General features: G+C 56.5%; 18 protein-coding genes, 1 tRNA gene and 2 other RNA genes. 8 read left to right on the top strand and 13 right to left on the bottom strand.

All coding sequences use genetic code 11. The annotated features are described in order from the left end of the window. Nucleotides 1-39: 39 nt before the first annotated feature. From dppF to ACMYSN_RS15945, 11 genes are all read right to left on the bottom strand, one after another. Nucleotides 40-1,053 carry a peptide ABC transporter ATP-binding protein gene (dppF, locus tag ACMYSN_RS15995; RefSeq protein ID WP_462495455.1) on the bottom strand — a complete coding sequence of 338 codons (1,014 nt, stop codon included), beginning with the start codon at nt 1,051-1,053 and terminating at the stop codon, nt 40-42. Next, the gene (gene dppD, locus ACMYSN_RS15990) at nt 1,050-2,033 is read right to left on the bottom strand and encodes a dipeptide ABC transporter ATP-binding protein (protein ID WP_123757190.1); all 984 of its coding nucleotides are present in this window, start codon (nt 2,031-2,033) and stop codon (nt 1,050-1,052) included. Before dppD ends, dppF begins: the two co-directional genes overlap by 4 nt. A 10-nt stretch (nt 2,034-2,043) precedes the next feature. After that, a complete protein-coding gene (dppC, locus tag ACMYSN_RS15985; protein WP_123757189.1) occupies nt 2,044-2,946 on the bottom strand; it encodes a dipeptide ABC transporter permease DppC in 903 nt (300 codons plus the stop codon). A 9-nt stretch (nt 2,947-2,955) separates the two neighbouring features. Beyond that, the gene (gene dppB, locus ACMYSN_RS15980) at nt 2,956-3,975 is read right to left on the bottom strand and encodes a dipeptide ABC transporter permease DppB (RefSeq protein WP_174510211.1); all 1,020 of its coding nucleotides are present in this window, start codon (nt 3,973-3,975) and stop codon (nt 2,956-2,958) included. 107 nt (nt 3,976-4,082) lie between these two features. Continuing rightward, nucleotides 4,083-5,690 carry an ABC transporter substrate-binding protein gene (gene dppA / locus ACMYSN_RS15975; protein ID WP_462495454.1) on the bottom strand — a complete coding sequence of 536 codons (1,608 nt, stop codon included), beginning with the start codon at nt 5,688-5,690 and terminating at the stop codon, nt 4,083-4,085. Between the two features lie 812 nt (nt 5,691-6,502). After that, a non-coding RNA gene (locus tag ACMYSN_RS15970) (RtT sRNA) lies at nt 6,503-6,635 on the bottom strand. A 33-nt stretch (nt 6,636-6,668) separates the two neighbouring features. Further along, nucleotides 6,669-6,801, bottom strand: a non-coding RNA gene (locus tag ACMYSN_RS15965) — RtT sRNA. Between the two features lie 33 nt (nt 6,802-6,834). Next, nucleotides 6,835-6,911: transfer RNA gene (locus ACMYSN_RS15960), tRNA-Pro, on the bottom strand. 90 nt (nt 6,912-7,001) lie between these two features. After that, the gene (gene eptB, locus ACMYSN_RS15955; RefSeq protein ID WP_462495453.1) at nt 7,002-8,693 is read right to left on the bottom strand and encodes a lipid A phosphoethanolamine transferase; all 1,692 of its coding nucleotides are present in this window, start codon (nt 8,691-8,693) and stop codon (nt 7,002-7,004) included. Between the two features lie 365 nt (nt 8,694-9,058). After that, a complete protein-coding gene (locus ACMYSN_RS15950; RefSeq protein WP_123757185.1) occupies nt 9,059-10,261 on the bottom strand; it encodes an L-lactate MFS transporter in 1,203 nt (400 codons plus the stop codon). 240 nt (nt 10,262-10,501) lie between these two features. Then, a complete protein-coding gene (locus ACMYSN_RS15945) occupies nt 10,502-11,146 on the bottom strand; it encodes an autotransporter outer membrane beta-barrel domain-containing protein (protein WP_462495452.1) in 645 nt (214 codons plus the stop codon). A 229-nt stretch (nt 11,147-11,375) separates the two neighbouring features. Between ACMYSN_RS15945 and tag the strand changes: the two genes are divergently transcribed. Then, complete coding sequence (tag, locus tag ACMYSN_RS15940; protein ID WP_462495451.1) at nt 11,376-11,957, top strand: DNA-3-methyladenine glycosylase I; 582 nt, start codon at nt 11,376-11,378, stop codon at nt 11,955-11,957. Beyond that, nucleotides 11,935-12,375, top strand: a complete 441-nt coding sequence (locus ACMYSN_RS15935) for a GNAT family N-acetyltransferase (protein ID WP_462498273.1) — start codon at nt 11,935-11,937, stop codon at nt 12,373-12,375. Before tag ends, ACMYSN_RS15935 begins: the two co-directional genes overlap by 23 nt. On the opposite strand, the gene ACMYSN_RS15930 is transcribed toward ACMYSN_RS15935, so the two are convergent. Beyond that, the gene (locus tag ACMYSN_RS15930; protein ID WP_462495450.1) at nt 12,344-14,674 is read right to left on the bottom strand and encodes a molybdopterin guanine dinucleotide-containing S/N-oxide reductase; all 2,331 of its coding nucleotides are present in this window, start codon (nt 14,672-14,674) and stop codon (nt 12,344-12,346) included. The two genes, ACMYSN_RS15935 and ACMYSN_RS15930, sit on opposite strands and share 32 nt — an antisense overlap. Nucleotides 14,675-14,841: 167 nt before the next feature. Here ACMYSN_RS15930 and ACMYSN_RS15925 point away from each other — a divergent pair, with 167 nt between their 5' ends. The 6 genes from ACMYSN_RS15925 to ghrB all read left to right on the top strand — a co-directional run bounded on the left by ACMYSN_RS15925 (nt 14,842) and on the right by ghrB (nt 20,839). Beyond that, nucleotides 14,842-15,504 (top strand): OmpA family lipoprotein, encoded by a 663-nt coding sequence (locus tag ACMYSN_RS15925; protein WP_154144305.1) that lies wholly within the window; start codon nt 14,842-14,844, stop codon nt 15,502-15,504. A gap of 125 nt (nt 15,505-15,629) precedes the next feature. Next, nucleotides 15,630-16,646 (top strand): LacI family DNA-binding transcriptional regulator, encoded by a 1,017-nt coding sequence (locus tag ACMYSN_RS15920; RefSeq protein ID WP_154144306.1) that lies wholly within the window; start codon nt 15,630-15,632, stop codon nt 16,644-16,646. 110 nt (nt 16,647-16,756) lie between these two features. Beyond that, nucleotides 16,757-17,506: a sugar phosphate isomerase/epimerase family protein gene (locus ACMYSN_RS15915; RefSeq protein WP_462495449.1), complete on the top strand. Its 750-nt coding sequence runs from the start codon at nt 16,757-16,759 to the stop codon at nt 17,504-17,506. Between the two features lie 3 nt (nt 17,507-17,509). Beyond that, nucleotides 17,510-18,478: a sugar kinase gene (locus ACMYSN_RS15910; protein ID WP_462495448.1), complete on the top strand. Its 969-nt coding sequence runs from the start codon at nt 17,510-17,512 to the stop codon at nt 18,476-18,478. 85 nt (nt 18,479-18,563) lie between these two features. After that, nucleotides 18,564-19,844 carry an MFS transporter gene (locus ACMYSN_RS15905; RefSeq protein WP_462495447.1) on the top strand — a complete coding sequence of 427 codons (1,281 nt, stop codon included), beginning with the start codon at nt 18,564-18,566 and terminating at the stop codon, nt 19,842-19,844. A gap of 23 nt (nt 19,845-19,867) precedes the next feature. Beyond that, entirely contained in the window at nt 19,868-20,839 is a 972-nt protein-coding gene (ghrB, locus tag ACMYSN_RS15900) for a D-glycerate dehydrogenase (RefSeq protein WP_462495446.1), read from the top strand. A gap of 80 nt (nt 20,840-20,919) precedes the next feature. Here ghrB and ACMYSN_RS15895 read toward each other — a convergent pair whose 3' ends face one another. Beyond that, entirely contained in the window at nt 20,920-21,630 is a 711-nt protein-coding gene (locus ACMYSN_RS15895) for a DUF3053 domain-containing protein (RefSeq protein ID WP_123757174.1), read from the bottom strand. Nucleotides 21,631-21,703 lie beyond the last annotated feature (73 nt).

Raw genomic sequence — 21,703 nt, 5'->3', positions numbered from 1 at the left:
CAATTGCGGCCGCTGTCTCATCGACAGCGGCGCAAACGATCAAGCGGGGTGTTTTTCCGGGTTTTCGTCCTGGTCAACGGCAAAACAGGCCACCAGTTGGCCACCATAGCTCTTCAACTGCGGCTGCAGCTGGGTGCAGGGGCCAAAGCGACGACGGCAGCGGGCGTTGAATGCACAACCCGGCGGCGGGTTCAGCGGGCTCGGCAGCTCGCCGGTCAGCTTAATACGCTCGCGACGATCGTCCGGGTTCAGACGCGGTGTCGCCGACAGCAGCGCCTGAGTGTACGGGTGCTGAGGGTTGTTGAAGATCTGATCCTTGGTGCCCTTCTCCACGCAGCGTCCGAGGTACATCACCATCACTTCATCGGCAATGTGCTCAACCACCGACAGGTCATGGGAGATGAACACATAGGACAGCCCCATATCCTGCTGCAGGTCCATCATTAGGTTTAACACCTGCGCACGCACCGAGACATCCAGCGCGGAAACCGGTTCGTCAGCAATCACCACGTCCGGGTCCAGCATCAGCCCACGGGCAATGGCGATACGCTGGCGCTGACCGCCAGAGAACATATGCGGATAGCGATCGTAGTGCTCGGTTTTGAGCCCCACTTTCGCCATCATTGCCAACGCTTTCTCCCGGCGCTGCTCTTTGTTCAGCGCGGTATTAATCTGCAGCGGTTCTTCCAGAATCTGCCCCACTTTCTTACGCGGGTTTAACGACCCGTAGGGGTTCTGGAAGACAATCTGGATTTTCTGACGACGCAGCTTTTGCGCATGCGGATCGTGCTTAAGCAGGTCTTGTCCCTGGTAGTAAAGCTCACCCCCGGTCGGGATTTCAATCATCGTCAGCAGGCGGCCCAGCGTCGATTTACCGCAGCCGGATTCCCCCACCACCGCCAGCGTTTTCCCGCGTTCGAGGGTAAATGAGACGCCGTCCAGCGCTTTCACCAGGCGCTCAGGCGCGAACAGCCCCTTCTTCACCGGGTAATATTTTTTCAGGTCGATGGCCTGCAACAAAAGCTGTTGCGTGGTGGCCTCATGGGTACTCATAGCGTAGGCCTCCCGGCATCATCCAGTGGGTAGTGACATTTCGACTGACGGCCGCCGTCAACGTGGTTCAGCGTCGGCTCCTCGCTGCGGCACCGGTCAGTGGCATACGGGCAGCGCGGGTTTAACAGACAGCCGTCAGGACGGTCATATTTCCCAGGGACCACACCAGGCAGAGAGGCCAGCCGCGCTTTATCCTGAGCAAACTCCGGCAGCGCACGCAGCAATGCCTGGGTATACGGATGCCGCGGGGCGCGGAAGATATCTTTCGCATCGCCCGCTTCGACGACCTGACCGGCATACATCACAATAATCTTGTGTGCGGCCTCAGCCACCAGTGCCAGATCGTGCGTGATCAGCACCAGCGCCATATTCTCTTTTTGCTGCAGCTCCAGCAGCAGCTCAATGATCTGCGCCTGAATCGTCACGTCCAGCGCCGTGGTCGGCTCATCGGCAATCAACAGCTTCGGCCGACAGGCAATCGCCATGGCAATCATCACGCGCTGGCTCATCCCACCGGAGAGCTGGTGCGGATAGACATCAAGCCGCGATGCCGGGTCCGGAATGCCCACCAGCGTCAGCAGGTCTATCGCCCGTTGAATGCGGGTTTTCTTATTGCCGCCCTGGTGCACCTTAATGGCTTCCATGATCTGGAAGCCGACGGTGTAGCACGGGTTAAGGCTGGTCATCGGGTCCTGGAAGATCATCGCCACTTCTGCGCCCACCAGCTGGCGGCGCTCTTTTTCTGAAATACGTTTCAGATCGCGGCCATTAAATTCCAGCTTATCCGCCATTACGCGACCGGGGTAATCAATCAGGCCCATAATCGCCAGCGAGCTGACCGATTTACCGGAACCCGACTCGCCGACAATCCCGACGACTTCGCCTTGGTTAACGCTGTAGCTCACGCGGTCTACCGCGCGAAACGGGGTGCCTTCGTCACCGAAGTGCACCGATAATTTATCTACATTCAATAACGCCATCTCGAACCTCTTACTGCTTCAGTTTGGGATCGAGCGCGTCACGCAGACCGTCACCCATCAGGTTAAATGCCAGCACCGTGAGCAGAATGGCTACCCCCGGGAAGGTGACCACCCACCAGGCACTCTGCGCGAACTGCAACACGTCGGAGAGCATCGTGCCCCACTCCGGTGTCGGCGGCTGCGCACCCATGCCAAGGAAGCCAAGAGCGGCCATATCGAGAATGGCGTTAGAAAAGCCCAGCGACGCCTGAACGATCAGCGGTGCCAGACAGTTAGGCAGAATATTGATGAACATCTGACGCATGGCGCCCGCGCCCGCAACCCGCGAAGCCGTCACGTAATCACGGTTCACTTCCACCAGCACCGCCGCGCGCGTCAGACGCACGTAGTGCGGCAAGGCGACAAAGGTCAGCGCTATTGAGGCGTTCACAATCGACGGGCCGAAGATGGCCACCAGTACCAGCGCCAGCAACAGGCTTGGCAGCGCCAGCATAATATCGACGATACGCATAATGATGGAGTCAATGACGCCGCCGAAGTAGCCGGCCACCAGGCCAAGCACCACGCCGAGGATCAGCGACAGCACCACCACCAGACAGCCCACCAGCAGCGATAAACGGGCGCCGTACATCAGTCGCGACAGAATATCGCGGCCAACGTCATCGGTGCCCAGCAGGTGCGCAAAGCTTCCCCCTTCCTGCCAGGCTGGCGGAGCCAGCAGCACGTCGCGGAACTGATCCGCCGGGTTGTAGGGTGCCAGCACGTTCGCAAACACGGCGATAATAATCATGATCGCCACGTAGACCAGGCCAACGACCGCCCCTTTATTGCGTTTGAAATAGTGCCAGAACTCCTTCATCGGGGTCATTGGCACCGGTGCGGCGACAACTTTATTTTCAGTAACTTGTGACATGATGGCCCCTTACTTCTTATGCCGAATACGCGGGTTCACCACGCCGTACAGCAGGTCGACCAGCAAATTGACGAGGATAATCATCGTCGCGACCAGCAGTACCCCACTCTGCACCACCGGGTAATCACGGCGTTGCAGCGCATCGATCAACCAGCGCCCTAAGCCCGGCCAGGAGAAGATAGTCTCGGTCAGGATGGCGCCCGCCAGCAGCGTTCCCACCTGTAAACCGATCACCGTCACCACCGGCAGCATGGCGTTGCGCAGCGCATGGACCACAATCACGCGCATGCGGGTCAGCCCCTTGGCGCGCGCGGTACGAATGTAATCCTCGCCCAGCACTTCCAGCATCGACGAACGCGTCATACGGACGATCACCGCCAGCGGGATGGTGCCCAGCACCACGGCAGGCAGGATCATGTGCATCACCGCGTCGATAAAGTCGCCGGGCTCACCCCAAATTGCGGTGTCGATCAGCATAAAACCGGTGAGTGGCAGCGTGTCGTCGAGGAATACCGTGTCGCTGATTCGCCCGGAAACCGGCGTCAGATTCAGCTGCACCGAGACCAACATAATCAGCATCATGCCCCACCAGAAGATAGGCATGGAATAGCCGGTCAGCGCGAGGCCCACGGAGGTGTGATCGAAGATAGAACCGCGTTTTACCGCAGCCAGTACCCCTACCGGGATGCCGACGGCGACGGCGAAAATCATCGCACAGACGCCCAGTTCCATCGTCGCTTTAAAGCGCGGCACGAACTCCTGCCACACGGGAATACGGCTTTTCAGCGAAATGCCTAAATCGCCATGCAGGACGCCCCAGATATAGTGGACATACTGCTGCCACATCGGCTTATCAAGGCCCATTTCAGCCAGCAGCTGAGCATGACGTTCAGGGGAAATACCACGTTCGCCCGCCATAATCATCACCGGGTCACCGGGGATCATATGGACGAAAGCAAAGGTGAGAAGGGTAATACCGATAAATGTCGGGATGACAAGTCCCAAACGTCGGAGAATGAACTGCAACATAACCCGGATTCTCTCTAGTGACGACCCGCCTGGTGACGGGGCGTCTGTATTGCTCACAAATGTCAGTTCCCTCTCCCCAAGGCGGGGAGAGGGGAAACACGCTGTTATTATTCGATAGAGACGTTATCGAAGTGGTGTTTACCTAATGGATCGACCACGTAGCCTTTGACTTCTTTACGCACCGGCTCATACACCGTGGAGTGCGCGATGATCAGAGCCGGAGCCTGGTCATGCATCACTACCTGCGCCTGTTTGTACAGCTCGATACGCTTGTTGTGGTCGTCGGTAGCACGTGCCGGCTGAATCTGATCTTCAAACGGCTTGTAGCACCAGCGAGAGTAGTTAGAGCCATCTTTTGCCGCCGCGCAGCTGAACAGGGTCGCGAAGAAGTTATCCGGATCCCCGTTATCACCGGTCCAGCCCATCATGACGGTCTGGTGTTCACCGGCTTTCGCACGCTTGAGGTATTCGCCCCACTCGTAGGTCACGATCTTCGCCTGGACGCCAACTTTGGCCCAGTCGGCCTGGATCATCTCAGCCATACGGCGTGCGTTCGGGTTGTACGGACGCTGTACCGGCATGGCCCACAGGTCGATCGAGAACCCTTTTTCCATTCCGGCTTCTTTCAGCAGCGCTTTCGCTTTTTCCGGATCGTAAGTGTAGTCTTTAACGTCGTCGTTATAGCCCCACATGGTCGGCGGAATCAGGTTTTTCGCGGACTGACCGGCGCCCTGATAAACGGCTTTGATAATCGCTTCTTTGTTCACCGCGTAGGTCAGCGCCTGGCGGATCTTCACGTTATCCAGCGGTTTTTTCTCGGTGTTGAACGACAGGTAACCGACGTTCAGGCCCGGCTGCTCCATCAGGTTAATGCTCTTATCTTCCTTCATGCGCGCAATGTCGGCCGGGTTCGGGTACGGCATCACCTGGCATTCATTTTTCTGCAGTTTGGCGTAGCGCACGGAAGCATCAGGCGTGATAGAGAAGACCAGACGATCGATCTGCGGCTTGGTGCCCCAGTAGCCCGGGAAGGCTTTATAGAGAATACGGGAGTCTTTCTGGTACTGCAGCAGCTGGAACGGACCGGTACCGATTGGGTTCAGATCCACTTTTTCCGGCGTGCCGGCTTTCAGCATGTTGTCAGCATATTCTTTGGACAGAATAGAGGCGAAGTCCATCGCCAGGTCTGCGAGGAACGGCGCTTCCGGGCGAGTCAGAACGAACTGGACGGTCTTATCGTCCACCTTCTTCACTTCGCTAATCAGGTCCGGCAGGCCCATGCCTTCGAAGTATTCGTAGCTACCGCCAGATACTTTATGGTACGGGTTTTGGGCATTTTTCTGGCGATCGAACGAGAACACGATGTCATCGGCGTTCAGGTCACGGGTCGGTTTAAAGTCTTTGTTGTCCTGCCACTTCACGCCCTGACGCAGGTGGAAGGTATAGGTTTTACCGTCAGCGCTGACTTCCCACTTTTCGGCCAGGCCTGGAATAACTTCGGTGGTACCGGTTTTGAATTCGACCAGGCGGTTGTAGATTGGCACCGAGCTGGCGTCATAGGTGGTACCAGAGGTGAAAAGCTGTGGGTTAAATCCTTCCGGCGAACCTTCAGAACAATAAACCAGGGTTTTCGCCTGAACGCTTGCTGCAACAGTCAGGGCGACCAGGCTCAGACCAAGCTTCAGCATCCCTGACTTTTTCAAGGAAATACTCATTCTTCTGCTCCAAATGTGATGATGTTGTTTTGCATATATCCGCCAGGCCTTTATTTATTTTTATTCGTCATATTTCGGGCTACGAATGCGTTGGCTACGCTTGCTAACCTCAATCACATCATTATCTGTGCGTCTGGAGATTCTCAAGCTTGCCGCGTTCCCGCAGCTCGAACTATTTAGAATATACCCGGTCCGGTCGGTGGTGCCCGAAGGCGTAGAGAGAGATGGGGATTCCTTTCACAAAAACGACTGAGTTGCAGTGCGGATTCTCCATGAAATGCCCCTCATGCCCTACAATCTGTCAACAGAATGCGTAAACGTCAATACAGCCAACCTGGTTTTACATCCGGGGTGAGAATCCGCAGGCAAAGATTAAAAAAACTTCATGCCGGTATTTTCAGCAGAGAAATTTATGCTACCGGCAATTTGGCAGCACAACCGTCTTAATACCTTGCAACATCTAGTGATAAGCAATTCTGGTAAATGGTGAAAATTTATTGCGATGTGGCCAATATGTGAGCGATTAATAGCGCGAACGTTAAAACGCACAGCGGAAAATGCTGAAGTTATCCATAAGCTTCGCGAAATAAGAACTAACCAGAGATAAAAAAATACAATGGAAGATGTCACAAAATGGTTAACAGGCGCTTGAAAACGGGGATTAATGGTTTTTTGGTAACTTTGGTTAACGGGCTGTGAGGCATTCCCGGCGCCGCGCTGCTCGGCCGGGCTACCGGGAGCGCGCTGAAGCCAGATGCTGGTGCCAGGCTACAGATGCAAAAAAGCCTGCTCGTTGAGCAGGCTTTTAAATTTGGTCGGTGATAGAGGATGATTCGCCACGTTGTGGCTCACCCTTCGGGCCGTTGCTAAAGCAACGTTCCCTCGCTGCGCTCGGGTCGAACCTCTTACCCCCGGAGGTTCTCATCCTTGTCGGCTACAGATGCAAAAAAACCTGCTCGTTGAGCAGGCTTTTAAATTTGGTCGGTGATAGAGGATGACTCGCCACGTTGTGGCTCACCCTTCGGGCCGTTGCTGAAGCAACGTTCCCTCGCTACGCTCGGGTCGAACCTCTTACCCCCGGAGGTTCTCATCCTTGTCGGCTACAGATGCAAAAAAGCCTGCTCGTTGAGCAGGCTTTTAAATTTGGTCGGTGATAGAGGATTCGAACCTCCGACCCCTTCGTCCCGAACGAAGTGCGCTACCAGGCTGCGCCAATCACCGAATGCGGGGCGCATCTTACTGCTGAGATACACACCCGTCAATGGCTTATTATGAAAAAATCACTCAAGCGGCGAGAAACTCGCCACCCGGCTATTTCTTCGGCGCTGCTGCGGCATCAGGAACGTGGCACCAGTTGTTATGCTGGTTAATCCCGCCGTCCGGCGAAGTATAACCAAGGCATCCCATAATAGTGTCATACAGCTCCACATGACGACGCGGTACCTTCATCGCCGCCTGCTCTTTAAGGTGGGCGAAAGAGGCTGCATGGTCAGGCGATTCCAGATACTTATCCGACATCCATACCATCATCGGCACGCGGAACTGCTCCGGCGGCGCCATCTTACGCGGCGTACCGTGCAGGTGCTCGCGCTCGTTGATCGACTCACCGTGATCGGCGGCATAGAACACAATCGCCTTCTTATCCCGCAGCTGGTCCAGCACGCTCACGATAAAGTGATCGACATAGGTCACGGTATTATCATACGAGTTAATCAGCTCGGCCTTAGAGCACTTGTTATCCACGCCCACGCACTCCGGCTGCCATTTGGCAAAACTGCGCGGATAACGCTGGGTGTAGTTAAAGTGCGACCCTTTCGTGTGCAGAATAATCAGATGCTTACCACGGGTATTCTTCGCCAGCGAGCGCTGAACCTCATCCACCAGCAGCATGTCATCCACGCTCTTGCCACGGTTACGCGGCTCGGCGCCAATCTGCTCGCGATAAGCAATGTTTTTCACCATGGTATTACTGTAGAACCACATCTCGCTCTGCATCGCGAACAGATCGCCGCTAAAGCCCATCTGATGCAGAACCGAGAACACGTTTTGCTCTTTCAGCGTCCGCTGTGGGTTATCATCCGCCCCGCCTTCCCGCACGAACATACAGCGCAGAGAGAGTTTGGTAGCCGTATCACAGGAATAACCGCGGAAGGCGACCAGGTTTTTCTCCTGCGCCAGCTTCGGCGTGGTATCCCGGTTGTAGCCTAAAATCCCCATATGATCCCAGCGGGTCGTCTCGCCGATAATGAACACCACGTAGGTATCATCCAGCCCTTCAGGTGCCACATAGGTGAATTTTTTTGCCGGATTGATTAGCGACTTGTTGTCGGAGGATTCATCCACCTGCGCCCAGGCATACAGCCCCAGTGCAGAAAGCCAGTTCGACGGCAGATACGAGTTGGCAATGACCCCGCCGTAGCTTGGCATATCAACCTCAGAGCTGCGCTCAACGTTCTTCTGCCGCACTTCCAGAAGACGAATCGGGCCCCAGACCATTAACCCGGCCAGCACCACGATAGTAATATTTTTCAGCCGCTGGCCCGGCGTGCGAATTTGCCGCAGCAGCGTATGGCGACAGCGGTTATTCCAGATCAGCAGGAGCGGAGGCGCGCTGACCAGCACCATCCATAGAATCAGATACCAGCCCACCACTTCCTGAGAAAGGTCGATATCTGTCGTCATGACCGACGCAATAATGCCGTAACCAATGACCACGTTCAGGAAGGTCATGTAATAGCTGGCGGCGGCAGAGAAAATCACGACCAGTGTGGCTAATATTCGCCAGACACGTCTGCCCAGCAGCGACAGCAGACGCAGCAGGAAAAACGTCACCAGTACGGTAGCAACCAATTCCACAATCCCGGAAAGCCCTTTCCAGAGGGTAAACTCCTGCGCATAACCATCGAGCCGACGGTAAAGCACAGCGACGTTCATAAACCAGCCGATGTACAGCGCCAGCCAAAAACTGAGCTTCTGCTGTGTCATCGTTCTAATATATTTCATGCATGAAACCTGGAAAAAGAAGAGATAAAACCGCCTTACTTACGCAATATAAGTGGGCAGGTTAATGGGGTGCGTTCAGGTTGTTTAACTACTCAAACCCATTCGAGATGCCTTGCGGCGACGGGCTCGCGAATCCTCCGGAACTGACTTAAGTCAGTGACTGAAACAAGCGAGCGCAGTCAACAATAAGGTCATTTGAAGGACGGAGAGTATAAGAAACCTCTTTAAAGCGCGCTAAGTAGACCACAGAGAGAGGAAAAAGTACCGGGAGGGAATGTGATCCAACCAAACATTTACAAAACATTTGGTTGGACTGCCACAATTTGCTGAGGAGGCTAGCGCTTCAAGCCGGGATAGCCGTGCTTTCAGGCGTGCGCTTCGCTATAAACCTCGCCTTTCGGTTGGCGAATTGTGGTGGACAGCGCCAGCGAAATAATCAGTAGCGCGAAGATAACGCAGAAGGTGACATAGAACCCGCCGAACAGCGAGGCAATCAGCGACCCGCAGATACTGCCGATACCGAAGCCGAGGTAAATCACACCGTAGTTTTTCGCCAGATTGTTCAGACCAAAAAATTCGCTAATCAACGACGGGAACACGGTAATAGTGCCGCCGAAGTTAAAGGCCACACAGGCGATAGCGGCAAAGAAGGTCATCGCGTTCAACGGGGCGAACAGCAGCGCCGCCATCCCGATCAGGGATACCACCTGCCCAATCGTAATAACGCGGATGCGGGAGATTTTATCCGACAGGATACCCAGAACCAGACGTCCGCTCAGGTTGGCGATAGAGATAACGGTCACCGCATTCGCCGCCGTAGCGACATCCAGATGTACCATCCCTTGAGCAATATCTTTCGCTACGCCAATCACATACAGCCCACTCATGCAGGCGGTCAGGAACATCACGGCTAACATCCAGTACTGCGGTTTACGCATCGACTCAGCCAGCGTAAAGTCATTTTCCACCACGCCGTTGTGGGAAGTCGCGGTATGTTCTGGCGCATCTTTCATTAATGTCGCACCGAAGACAATCATCACCAGGACGATGGCACCCCAGATAATGAAGGTTTTCTCCAGCCCGACGGTAGCCAGCAGATGGGTATCAATAAACTTAAACCCAAGGCTGCCGAGACCGTAAGAACCAATGGAGAAGGCAGAAATCAGCCCCTTACGTTCCGGGAACCATTTCACGCAGTTGGAGAGCGTCAGCAGGTAGCCCGCGCCGTCCGCCAGCCCCACCAGCAGACCCGCGCTCAGCCACAGCATTAACAGGCTATTGGAGTGGGCAGTGAGGAAAAAGCCGAGGCCCAGCAAAATCCCGGATGCCATCGTGACGCGTTTGACGCCAAAACGTTCCTGTAATTTACCGGCAACGGAAGAGGATAGCGCCAGACCGAGACTTAACAGACCGAAGGAGAAAGCCACCTGGCTGACCGGTTCATCCAGTTTTGCGGAAAGGGAACTGTTGAACAAACTCCATGTATAAACCGATCCCAGCGCGAATTGTGTAACGATCGTGCCGGCTAGCGTAAGCCAGCGGGTATATTGACTGTTTGCAGCGTTCATAGCAGATATCCTGAAGAATTAACTGCCGCCACAATAGCGAAGTCCCCTGACCGCCAGGTTAAAAAAGGCATGAAATGCCATCAGCATGGAATGAAATGCATGCAGGCAGGAATGAATGACATTGGAAAAGCGATGGCGCATGAAAATATCGGCAATAAGTTAGTAATTACTATCTTACAACCCTGCGCCATTACTGTATTTATTAGGTAACAACTACGTTTCCAGTATGCTACAAAAACGCTAAAAATTAGCGCTGACACCCATCACGTAGAGATAATTTGCGCCCGTCGTCGGATTTTCCGCCTGGGATAATGCCGCCCATGCCGCAAGGTGTGAATTAAGCGACATGTCTGCCCCAAAGGTCACATCGCGCCAGGCGCCATCCTGCCCGCGGTTTGGCCCAATCTGTTCCGACGACAGCGGTTGGTTATAGCTCACCTGCGCCCACGGGTGCACGCCCCACAGCTCCTGGTAGTCCATACGCCAGCCGAGCGTATTAACCCATGGATTGTCGGTCGCCCGACGCGCCGGCGGGGTCGATACCACATCGCTACGCAGGCTCGCCACCGGCCCGGAGGTCACGCCGCTGGCCAGAGTAAAATTCCAGCCCACGCTCATCCCGTGACTGCTGTCCGGAGGGGCGACGGCCTGATTCAATGCCATGCCGGGAAGATCGCCGGAGGCATTCATCCGCTCAGCCAGAATATCTTCATAACGTGGTTGGTGATCGCTATCCCACGTATAGCGCTCAGAGGTATTACTTTTAGTATCGTTAGCGATATATTCCTGTTGCCAGGCATACGCACCAGTAACCAATGAGGCCCAGACGGCCACACACGCCGGAAGCAAGCGCCCCCGAATGCCATAGCTTTTCTTTATTATCATTAATGCGACTCCAGAGAAGAGCCAAACCAGTATTATTGCTGTGTTTTTATGGGATCTGCTTCCCGTGAATACCCGGAATAATGTGACTGGACGAGCGAATGCTGCCAATGCACATGCAACCTGAATAATGGCGGGTATATTTGAGAGTGGTATCCCTGTATTAACTATTATCTTTATCTTTCAGCCGTCAAGGTGAACGCGTAAGTTTTATTGCTAAAGGGAGAGAGACATGCAACGTTGCGGATGGGTAAGCCAGGACCCGCTTTATATCGATTATCATGATACCGAGTGGGGCGTTGCGCAAAGAGATGCCCATAAACTGTTTGAAATGATCTGCCTTGAGGGCCAGCAGGCCGGGCTGTCGTGGATAACGGTCCTGAAAAAACGCGAAAATTATCGCCAGGCCTTTCATCATTTCGACCCCGTTCGCGTCGCTGCCATGGACGAAGCCGATATCGAACGGCTGGTGCTGGATGCCGGTATTATTCGCCATCGTGGGAAAATTCAGGCCATTATTGGCAACGCGCGTGCCTTCCTGGAAATGGAGCAAAGTGGCGAGCCTTTCAACGATTTTGTCTGGTCTTTCGTCGATAATCAGCCACAAATTACCCATGCCGCCACCCTGGCGGAAATCCCGACCACTACCCCGGCTTCCGATGCGCTCTCAAAGGCTCTGAAAAAGCGCGGCTTTAAGTTTGTCGGCTCCACGATCTGCTACTCCTTCATGCAAGCCTGCGGTCTGGTCAACGATCACGTGACGAGCTGCTTCTGCCACCCGGGAGGCGATGATGATCCGCAAGTGGGACGCTAACGATACCGCTCCGCTGCTCACCCTGTGGCTGGAAAGCACCATTCATGCGCACCCGTTTATCCGTGAAGCTTACTGGCATGAGAGTCTCGCGGTGGTACGCGATGTCTATCTGCCCGCCGCCAACAGCTGGGTGTGGGAAGAGCATGGCATGGTCAAAGGGTTTGTCAGCGTCATGCAAGCCCGCTTTATCGGTGCGCTGTTCGTCGCCCCGGATGCCATTCGCCAGGGTATCGGCAGCGCGCTGCTGGAGGAGGTCAAACAGCATTACCTCTGGCTAAGTCTGGAGGTGTATCAGAAAAACGTTGAGGCGGTGAATTTCTACCATGCGCAAGGCTTCCGGATAGAAGACTGCGCATGGCAGGATGATACCTTACAGCCGACCTGGATTATGCATTGGCCGGCGGATCAAACGCTGTAAGCGTCAGCGCGGGACCATCATATTTCTCCAGCCACGCCAGCGCCGTATTTCCGGCGCAGCCGTTGCCCAGCCGCGAGGTCGGGATATCTTTGGTCAGCATATTCACCGCGCCGTTTTTACAGATGCCCGCCTGCGGGTCAATATCAGGCCAGGCGCCTTCGTGCAGGCAGATAACGCCCGGACGAATGCCGTCGGTTACCACCGCGCCGGCCAGCACCTGGCCCCGCGCGTTCCAGACCCGCACCACGTCACCGTCGGCAATATTGCGCGCCTGCGCATCCTGCGGGTGAATGGTCAGCGGTTCACGGCCAGCAACGGCGTAACTTTCACGCAGCGACGTGTGGTTAAGCTGGCTGTGCAAGCGATGCGCCGGGTGCGCGGAGAGAACCTGCAGCTGCCCGGCCTGCGCGTTACCGTGCCACTCATCCGGCGCCAGCCACATCGGGTGTGGCGGACAGTCAGGATAGGCAAAACCGGCGATCGTCGGGGAGTGGATCTCAATTTTTCCGCTGGCGGTTTTCAACGGATGAGCCTGCGGGTCGGTGCGGAAGTCGGCGAAGCGGGCAAAGCGCGCATTCTCCGGGTTCTCCGGCATCTCTATCAGCTGGTTAGCCTGCCAGAACTGCTCAAACGGCGGCAGGGTGACCTGCTGGCTCGCCCCGCGTTGCGCCGCTATCTGGTAGAAACTTTCCAGCCACTGTAGATCGCTTTTCCCTTCCGTAAAGCGTTCACGGCCCCCGGTTTCCCACCGTTCACTGAGATCGGCAAAGACGTCAAAATCATCCCGCGCCTCATCGCGCGGCGCCACCACGCGCTTCATCGGTACCAGATGCTGGTTGCTGTAATCCCCGGTCATCGTCAGATCGTGACGTTCAAATGAGGTGGTCGCCGGCAAAACGATATCGGCATGACGAGCGGCAGCGGTCCAGAAACATTCGGAGATCACAATAAGCTCCGGCTTCTGCCACGCCTGAATCAAGCGGTTGGTATCCTGGTGATGGGTAAAGTTTGCCCCACCGCACCACCAGACGAAGCGAATATCCGGGAAGTGGCGGTTCATCCCGTTATGTTGATACGCGGCGCCGGGGTTTTCCAACGCCTCGACAATACGTGCTACCGGGATTTTATCGACCGCATCAGTGCCGCCCGCCACGCTGCCCTGCATCGATGCCAGCACCGCCGCCCGTCGGGTGGGGTTGCCGCCATTGGAAAAATGGTAAGAAAGCCCGAAGCCACCGCCAGGGGTACCAATATGCCCCAGCATCGCGGCGAGAGTCACCAGCATCCAGTGTTTTTGCTCACCGTACTGCTGGCGCTGCATTCCCCAGCCGGACATCAGCATGGTGGTATTTTCGTGGAATAACTCCGCCAGTTCGCGGATCTTAGCTGCGCTAACGCCGCAGATATCGGCGGCCCACTCGGCACTTTTCGGCGTGCCGTCGCTCTCACCGGTCAGGTAGCGGGCGAAAATGTCATAGCCGCTGGTGTAGCGCGTAAGAAACGCCGTGTCCTGCCAGCCGTTTTCCACCAGCGTATGGGCGATCCCCAGCATCATTGCCACGTCCGTGCCCATATGGGGCGCGATCCACTCTCCGTCCTGGCCGAAGAAATCCACGGTTTCCGATCGCATCGGATCGATACAGATCACCCGCTTGCCGCTTTTGCGCAGTCGGTCAAACCATTCGATCCCCTGCTCATCGGAAGCGTTCCAGGCAATTTTTAGCGTATTCAGCGGGTTGGCGCTCCACAGCACCACCACATCGCTGTGCTCCAGCACCATCGGCCAGCTGGTTTGCTGCTGATACACCTCATTGCCGCCCACGACATACGGCATAATCGCCTGCGCCGCCCCGGTGGAGTAGTCACCCAGGTGGCCGGTGTATCCCCCAGCCAGGCTCATATAGCGTTGCAATAACGTCGCCGCTTTGTGCAGGACGCCGTTAGAACGCCAGCCGTAGGAACCGGCAAAAATCGATGCGGGCCCGTAACTTTCCCGGATCCGTCGATGCTGGGTATGGATAAGATCCAGCGCCTGCTGCCAGCTCACCCGGACAAACTCATCCTGGCCGCGTACTCCCTGCGGGCGCTCCGGCGAGTCCAGAAAACCTTTCCGTACCATCGGATAGCGCACGCGGGTTTTGCTATGCACTTGCTCGCGCACGGCGGTTTGCAGAGAGTTGGCGAAAGAGGTCTCCAGCGCGCCGCGAGACGAGAGGACATTTTCTCCATCCGTTTCAACCAGCATTGGCCCCCAGTGGGCTGCGGTTAAGATAGTTTCGGTTGCAGATGAGGTTGGCAAAGCAGGCTCCTGGTCAGCGAATGCAGGTGTGGTGACGGTCTGTTACGCGACCGTTCAATGTTATTTACAAAAAGAGATGTTATCCGGGGAATTTTCTACGCTTTTGGGCGTCATAATCAACCGTCACGCGCGCTGTGACAAAGAATAAAAAGGATTAAGGAAATAACATGAAAAAAAGCGTACTCATGATTGCGGCGGTAGTTAGCGGCACCCTGGCCATTTCTGGCTGTACCACTAACCCCTACACCGGCGAACGCGAAGCGGGCAAATCCGGGATCGGTGCCGGCATCGGCTCACTGGTCGGCGCCGGCGTAGGCGCCCTCTCCTCGTCGAAAAAAGATCGCGGAAAAGGTGCGTTGATTGGCGCAGCAGCCGGTGCGGCGCTGGGCGGCGGTATCGGTTATTACATGGATGTGCAGGAAGCAAAACTGCGCGAGAAAATGCAGGGAACCGGGGTCAGCGTGACGCGAAATGGCGATAACATCGTGCTAAACATGCCGAATAACGTCACCTTCGACAGCAGCAGCGCCAACCTGAAACCTGCCGGCGCCAACACCCTGACCGGCGTGGCAATGGTTCTGAAAGAGTATGAAAAAACCGCGGTGAACGTCGTGGGCTATACCGACAGCACCGGCGGTCAGGATCTGAATATGCGTCTGTCACAGCAACGTGCCGACAGCGTCGCCAGCGCGTTGATCACCCAGGGCGTTGCCGCAAACCGCATCCGCACCAGCGGACTGGGCCCGGCAAACCCGATTGCCAGCAACAGTACGGCAGAAGGCAAAGCGCAGAACCGTCGCGTGGAAATCACCCTCAGCCCGCTCCAGTAATCCCGCCGGTCATTGCACCGATTGCGGTTTCCTCCGCCCGGCAACGCTCACCTGCCGGGCAAAATGCTTGATATAGCCGATTTTCGCGCTAAGGTGTTCTCCAGATTTCAGCAAAGGATGCCATCATGGCGAAAGCGGCGCGAGCAACTATTAGCGATGTGGCGAAAGCCGCAAAGACCGGAAAAACCAGTATTTCACGCTATCTCAATGGCGAAAAACACCTGCTTTCCGATGACCTGCTGGCCAGAATTGAAGCCGCAATTGCTGAACTCAACTATCACCCCAGCCTGATGGCGCGCGGGCTGAAGCATGGCCGGACCCGGCTGATTGGCCTGATTATCGCCGACATCACCAACCCCTACTCCGTCAATGTCCTCAGCGGTATCGAAGCCGCCTGCCGGGAGAAAGGCTTTACCCTGCTGGTGTGTAATACCAACAACCAGCTCGACCAGGAGCTGCACTATCTCGACCTGCTGCGCAGCTATCAGGTTGAAGGTATCGTCGTCAATGCGGTGGGGATGCGTGAAGAGGGGCTGAATCGCCTGCAACAGTCGGCGCTGCCGATGGTGCTTATCGACCGCAAAATTCCTGATTTCGCCTGTGACGTCGTAGGTCTGGACAACACCCAGGCCGCGACGACGGCGACGGAGCATCTGGTGGAGAAAGGCTTCGAGGCCCTGCTGTTCCTGAGCGAACCGCTGGGATCGGTGAACACCCGCCGCGAGCGCCTGAGCGCGTTTCGCGCCACGATCCAGCGCCACACCGGCATCGTCGCGGAGAACGCCGAAGTCCAGCTTAACGACGGCGCGATGCTGGATACGGTGCTGCGCCAGTTCCACTCCCGGCATCGCGGAATGCGCAAGGCGCTGATTTCCGCCAACGGCGCGCTGACGCTGCAGATTGCGCGCGCGCTCAAACGGGTCGACCTGATTTGGGGCAGCGATATTGGCCTGCTCGGTTTCGATGAGCTGGAGTGGGCGGAGCTGGCTGGCGTGGGCATCACCACCCTGAAACAGCCCACGTGGCAGATTGGCTATGCCGCCGTTGAACAGGTGGTTCGGCGCATTGAAGGCAGCAACGATCCCATCTGCGAGCGGGTATTTTCTGGCGAGCTGATCGTGCGCGGCTCCACCTCCCGCTAATCATCCTTCGTGATGGTGATCATAAATCAGACATCCTTCGCTTTCCTTTGGAACCGGTACCATCTAGCGTTATAGAAAGATTCGCTACAGTGCTACCGGGAGTTTGTCAGATGGCCAGAAAGATTATTGTCGTGACCGCCGCCTATGGCCACGATCGCATTAAGGAACTGGGTGGGCAATCCGCCGTACTGCCGTTTATCGCCGGATCCGGCGCCGACGGCGTGGAAATCCGCCGTGAATTATTTAGCGCTGACGAGCTCAATCAGCTGCCCGCGCTGGCGGCAGACATCGAGCGCCATAGCCTGTTAGCCTGCTATTCCGCGCCGGAAGCCCTGTTTGAAGCCAATGGCGCCCTCAACCCGCGCCTGCCGGCGCTGCTGCAGGAGGCGCAAACCCTCAACGCCCTGTGGTTGAAACTGTCGCTGGGCAACTTCACCCATCACCAGGATCTGGAAACGCTGCGCCACACTCTGCAGGAGAGCGGCATGGCGCTGGTGGTGGAAAACGACCAGACCGACTGCGGCCAGCTGGCACCGATGCTGCGCTTTCAGTCCGCCTGCCGGGTGAAGCAGCTGCCGGTGACCCTGACTTTCGATATGGGGAACTGGCTGTGGGTCGGCGATTCGCCCGAAGAGGCGGCCCGCCATCTGGCGCCCACCGTCAGCTACATCCATGTCAAAGCCGCAGAGCCCCACCTGGAAAACTATCGCGCCGTTCCCCCTGATGAAGCGCCGACACGCTGGCTGGCCCTGCTCGATAACCTGCCCGCCGATGCCCCGCGCGGTATCGAATTTCCGCTGGTTGGCCACGATCTGACGGCCGTGACCCGCCGCTACGTCAATTTGCTACGCGAGGATTAAGCGATGGAAAACAAGGTGATAGAAAGCTCGATCACGCAAACCCCATTAGATGTCATCACCATTGGCGAAGCGATGGCCATGTTCGTCGCCACGCAAACTGGCGATCTGGCCGACGTCGAGCACTTTATCAAACGCGTGGCAGGGGCGGAATTAAACGTCGCCACCGGTCTGGCTCGTCTGGGGCTGAAGGTGGGCTGGGTCAGCCGCGTCGGCAAGGACAGCTTCGGCCGGTTTGTCCTGCGTTCGCTGGCTAAAGAAGGCATTGATGCGCGCGGCGTTAGCGAAGACAGCCGTTACGCAACCGGCTTCCAGCTGAAATCAAAAGTCGAAAATGGAACCGATCCCATTGTGGAGTACTTCCGTAAAGGCTCCGCCGCCAGCCACCTCTCGACGGATGATTTCCACGCCGATTACTTCGCCAGCGCCCGCCATCTACACCTCAGCGGCGTGGCGGCGGCGCTGTCAGAAAGCTCATATGCCCTGCTGGATCATGCGGCCAGCACCATGAAAGCCCAGGGGAAAACGATCTCTTTCGATCCTAACCTGCGCCCGGTGCTGTGGAAGAGTGAGGCCGACATGGTCGAGAAGCTCAACCAGCTGGCCTTCCAGGCCGATTGGGTTCTGCCGGGCCTGAAGGAAGGGATGATCCTCACCGGCCAGCAGACCCCGGAAGGTATCGCAGATTTCTATCTGACGCGCGGCGTGCAGGCGGTGATTATTAAAACCGGCTCCGACGGCGCCTGGTTTAAAACCGCCGCGGGTGAGCAAGGGGCGGTCGCCGCCGTCACCGTCGACAACGTGGTTGATACCGTGGGCGCTGGCGACGGTTTTGCCGTCGGGGTGATCAGCGCCCTGCTGGAAGGTCACGCGCTGCATCATGCAGTGCAACGCGGGAACCGCATCGGCGCGCTGGCAATTCAGGTCCAGGGCGATAGCGAAGGATTACCGACTCGCGAGGCGCTGGGCGAATAACCCGGGCTGGCGAACCATAACAGCCTCTTCTGTACCCTACATACAGCGGCGGCATCATAAACCTCAACTCTTTAGAGGCAAGCCTATGAACAGCTCAACCAATGCAGCAAAACGTTGGTGGTACATCATGCCTATCGTGTTTATCACGTACAGCCTGGCGTACCTCGATCGCGCAAACTTCAGTTTTGCTTCGGCAGCGGGTATTACTGAAGATTTAGGCATTACCAAAGGGGTGTCCTCGCTCCTGGGCGCGCTTTTCTTCCTCGGCTATTTCTTCTTCCAGATCCCGGGGGCGATTTACGCCGAGCGCCGCAGCGTGCGCAAACTGATTTTTATCTGTCTGATTCTGTGGGGTGCCTGCGCCTCGCTGACCGGCATGGTACACAATATTCCGGCGCTGGCGGCCATCCGCTTTATTCTGGGCATCGTCGAAGCGGCAGTGATGCCGGCCATGCTGATTTACATCAGTAACTGGTTTACCAAATCTGAACGCTCGCGGGCCAATACCTTCTTAATTCTGGGTAACCCGGTCACGGTACTGTGGATGTCGGTGGTATCCGGCTACCTGATTCAGTCCTTCGGCTGGCGTGAAATGTTCATTATTGAAGGCGTTCCGGCGGTGCTTTGGGCCTTCTGCTGGTGGGTGCTGGTAAAAGACAAACCGTCACAGGTCAACTGGCTTGCTGAAAGCGAAAAAGCGGCGCTGCAGGCGCAGCTGGAAAGCGAACAGCAGGGTATCAAAGCCGTGCGTAACTACGGCGAAGCCTTCCGTTCACGTAACGTTATTCTGCTGTGCATGCAGTATTTTGCATGGAGCATCGGGGTGTACGGTTTCGTCCTGTGGCTGCCGTCGATTATCCGCAGCGGTGGCGTCAATATGGGCATGGTGGAAGTGGGCTGGCTCTCTTCCGTACCGTATCTGGCCGCAACTGTCGCGATGATCGTAGTGTCATGGGCGTCCGATAAAATGCAAAACCGTAAACTGTTCGTCTGGCCGCTGCTGCTGATTGGCGGGCTGGCCTTTATGGGTTCCTGGGCGGTCGGCGCCAACCATTTCTGGGCTTCATATACCCTGCTGGTGATTGCCGGTGCGGCGATGTATGCCCCTTATGGCCCGTTCTTCGCCATTATCCCGGAAATGCTGCCACGTAACGTCGCCGGCGGCGCGATGGCGCTGATTAACAGCATGGGTGCGTTAGGCTCGTTCTTTGGCTCGTGGTTCGTGGGTTACCTGAACGGCAGCACCGGCAGCCCGTCCGCCTCATACATTTTCATGGGGGTGGCGCTTTTCGTCTCGGTATGGCTTACTTTAATTGTTAAGCCTGCTAATCATCAAAAACTTCCGCTTGGCGCTCGACACGCCTGACCTTTATCACCAGGGAGATCCGCATGAAGCCGTCCGTTATTCTCTACAAAACGCTTCCCGACGACCTGCTACAACGTCTGGAAAAACACTTTACCGTGACTCAGGTTAAGAATCTGAGCCACGACACTATCCAGCAGCACGCCGATGCCTTTGCCAACGCGGTAGGGCTGCTGGGATCGAGCGAAAAAGTTGATGCCGCGTTACTGGAGAAAATGCCCAGGCTTCGTGCTACCTCAACCATCTCCGTCGGCTACGACAACTTCGATGTTGAGGCGCTGAACGCGCGTAAGGTGCTCTTGATGCATACGCCGACCGTACTCACCGAAACGGTGGCCGATACGGTGATGGCGCTGGTGTTAAGCACGTCGCGTCGCGTCGTCGAAGTGGCGAATCGCGTGAAAGCCGGGGAATGGACCAAAAGCATTGGTCCGGACTGGTTCGGCACCGATGTGCACCACAAGACGCTGGGGATCGTCGGTATGGGCCGCATTGGGATGGCCCTGGCACAGCGGGCGCACGCCGGTTTCGGCATGCCGATTCTGTACAATGCCCGCAGCCGACATCCGCAGGCGGAGGAGCGCTTCAACGCGCGTTACTGCGATCTGGATACGCTGCTGCAGGAAGCCGATGTGGTCTGTCTGATCCTGCCGTTGACCGCGGAAACGCATCATCTGTTCAACGCCGACAAATTTGCCCTAATGAAGTCCTCCGCCATCTTTATCAATGCCGGACGCGGTCCGGTCGTTGATGAACAGGCGCTGATCGCCGCATTACAGCAGGGCGAAATCCACGCGGCGGGGCTTGACGTTTTCGAGCAGGAACCGCTGGCGAAAGACTCTCCGTTACTGAGTCTGCCGAATGTCGTCGCGCTGCCGCATATCGGTTCCGCCACCCATGAGACCCGCTACAATATGGCGGCCTGTGCGGTGGATAATCTGATTGATGCGCTGAATGGTCAGGTGGATAAAAACTGCGTTAACCCGCAGGTGAAGTGAAGGGATAAGCTAATACTACCCGGCAGCATACGGCCGGGCAGTCTTCCGGGTCGGCGTCAGAGCCAGACCCGGGGTGGCGATTAACGCGTTGCGTTAACTGCCGCCGTCCACGCCTGGTTGAAAGCCTGATGCTGGGCAGCCAGCGGGCCAATCAGGGTGTTGTACTGGCTGGCCTGCTGCGACGTCGGGAACTGGATCCCGTTCGCCACGAAGCTCACCTGAGTATTTTGCTGAGCGATAAAATCACCCACCTGTACCAGCTGCTGCGTGAAGACCTGCGCGGCAGGGATCAGCGGCTGCAATGCATTGGCCGGGGTGGTCACGACTTTATTGTAAACCTGGTCAAAGACCGGCTTCAGATCGTCACCCTGCTTCAGCGCGCTATGTGCGCCATCGGCCTGCATTTTTGCGTTTTCCAGCTGCTGGCTCAGCACGCCCAGCGCACCGTTTGCCTGGCGCAGCGGTTCACGCTGAGTTACATAATCCTGGGGAACGCGAATCGCGCCCACGCTATCTACGACCGGACGCAGACCTGCATCCATCGCCTGACTTACCTGCTGCGAATAGCCGTAAATCACCGCGTAATCGGAGACAAAAGGACCGAACTGTTTTTTCTGATCGGCAGTCAGCGTCGGCAGACGTTCACCGCTACGCATTGCCGTATTTTGCAGGAAATCGATAAACGCTTTGCGCTGATCGCCTTCTTTATCAAAACACCCACTCAGGCTAACCACCATCAATAAGGCCGCAATAGCCGCAAACCAGCGAGAGCAGGACTTTCCTGTCGCCATTTTTTTACTCCTTTCAGCCAAAAAAAGCGCACACAGACACACACGTGCCAGACGCTGACAAGGATAGTCCAGG

It is taken from the genome of Klebsiella sp. R445 (genome assembly GCF_051131755.1).
GTDB classification, from domain to species: domain Bacteria; phylum Pseudomonadota; class Gammaproteobacteria; order Enterobacterales; family Enterobacteriaceae; genus Klebsiella; species Klebsiella lignicola.
This window is presented reverse-complemented; position numbering and strand designations above follow the sequence as displayed.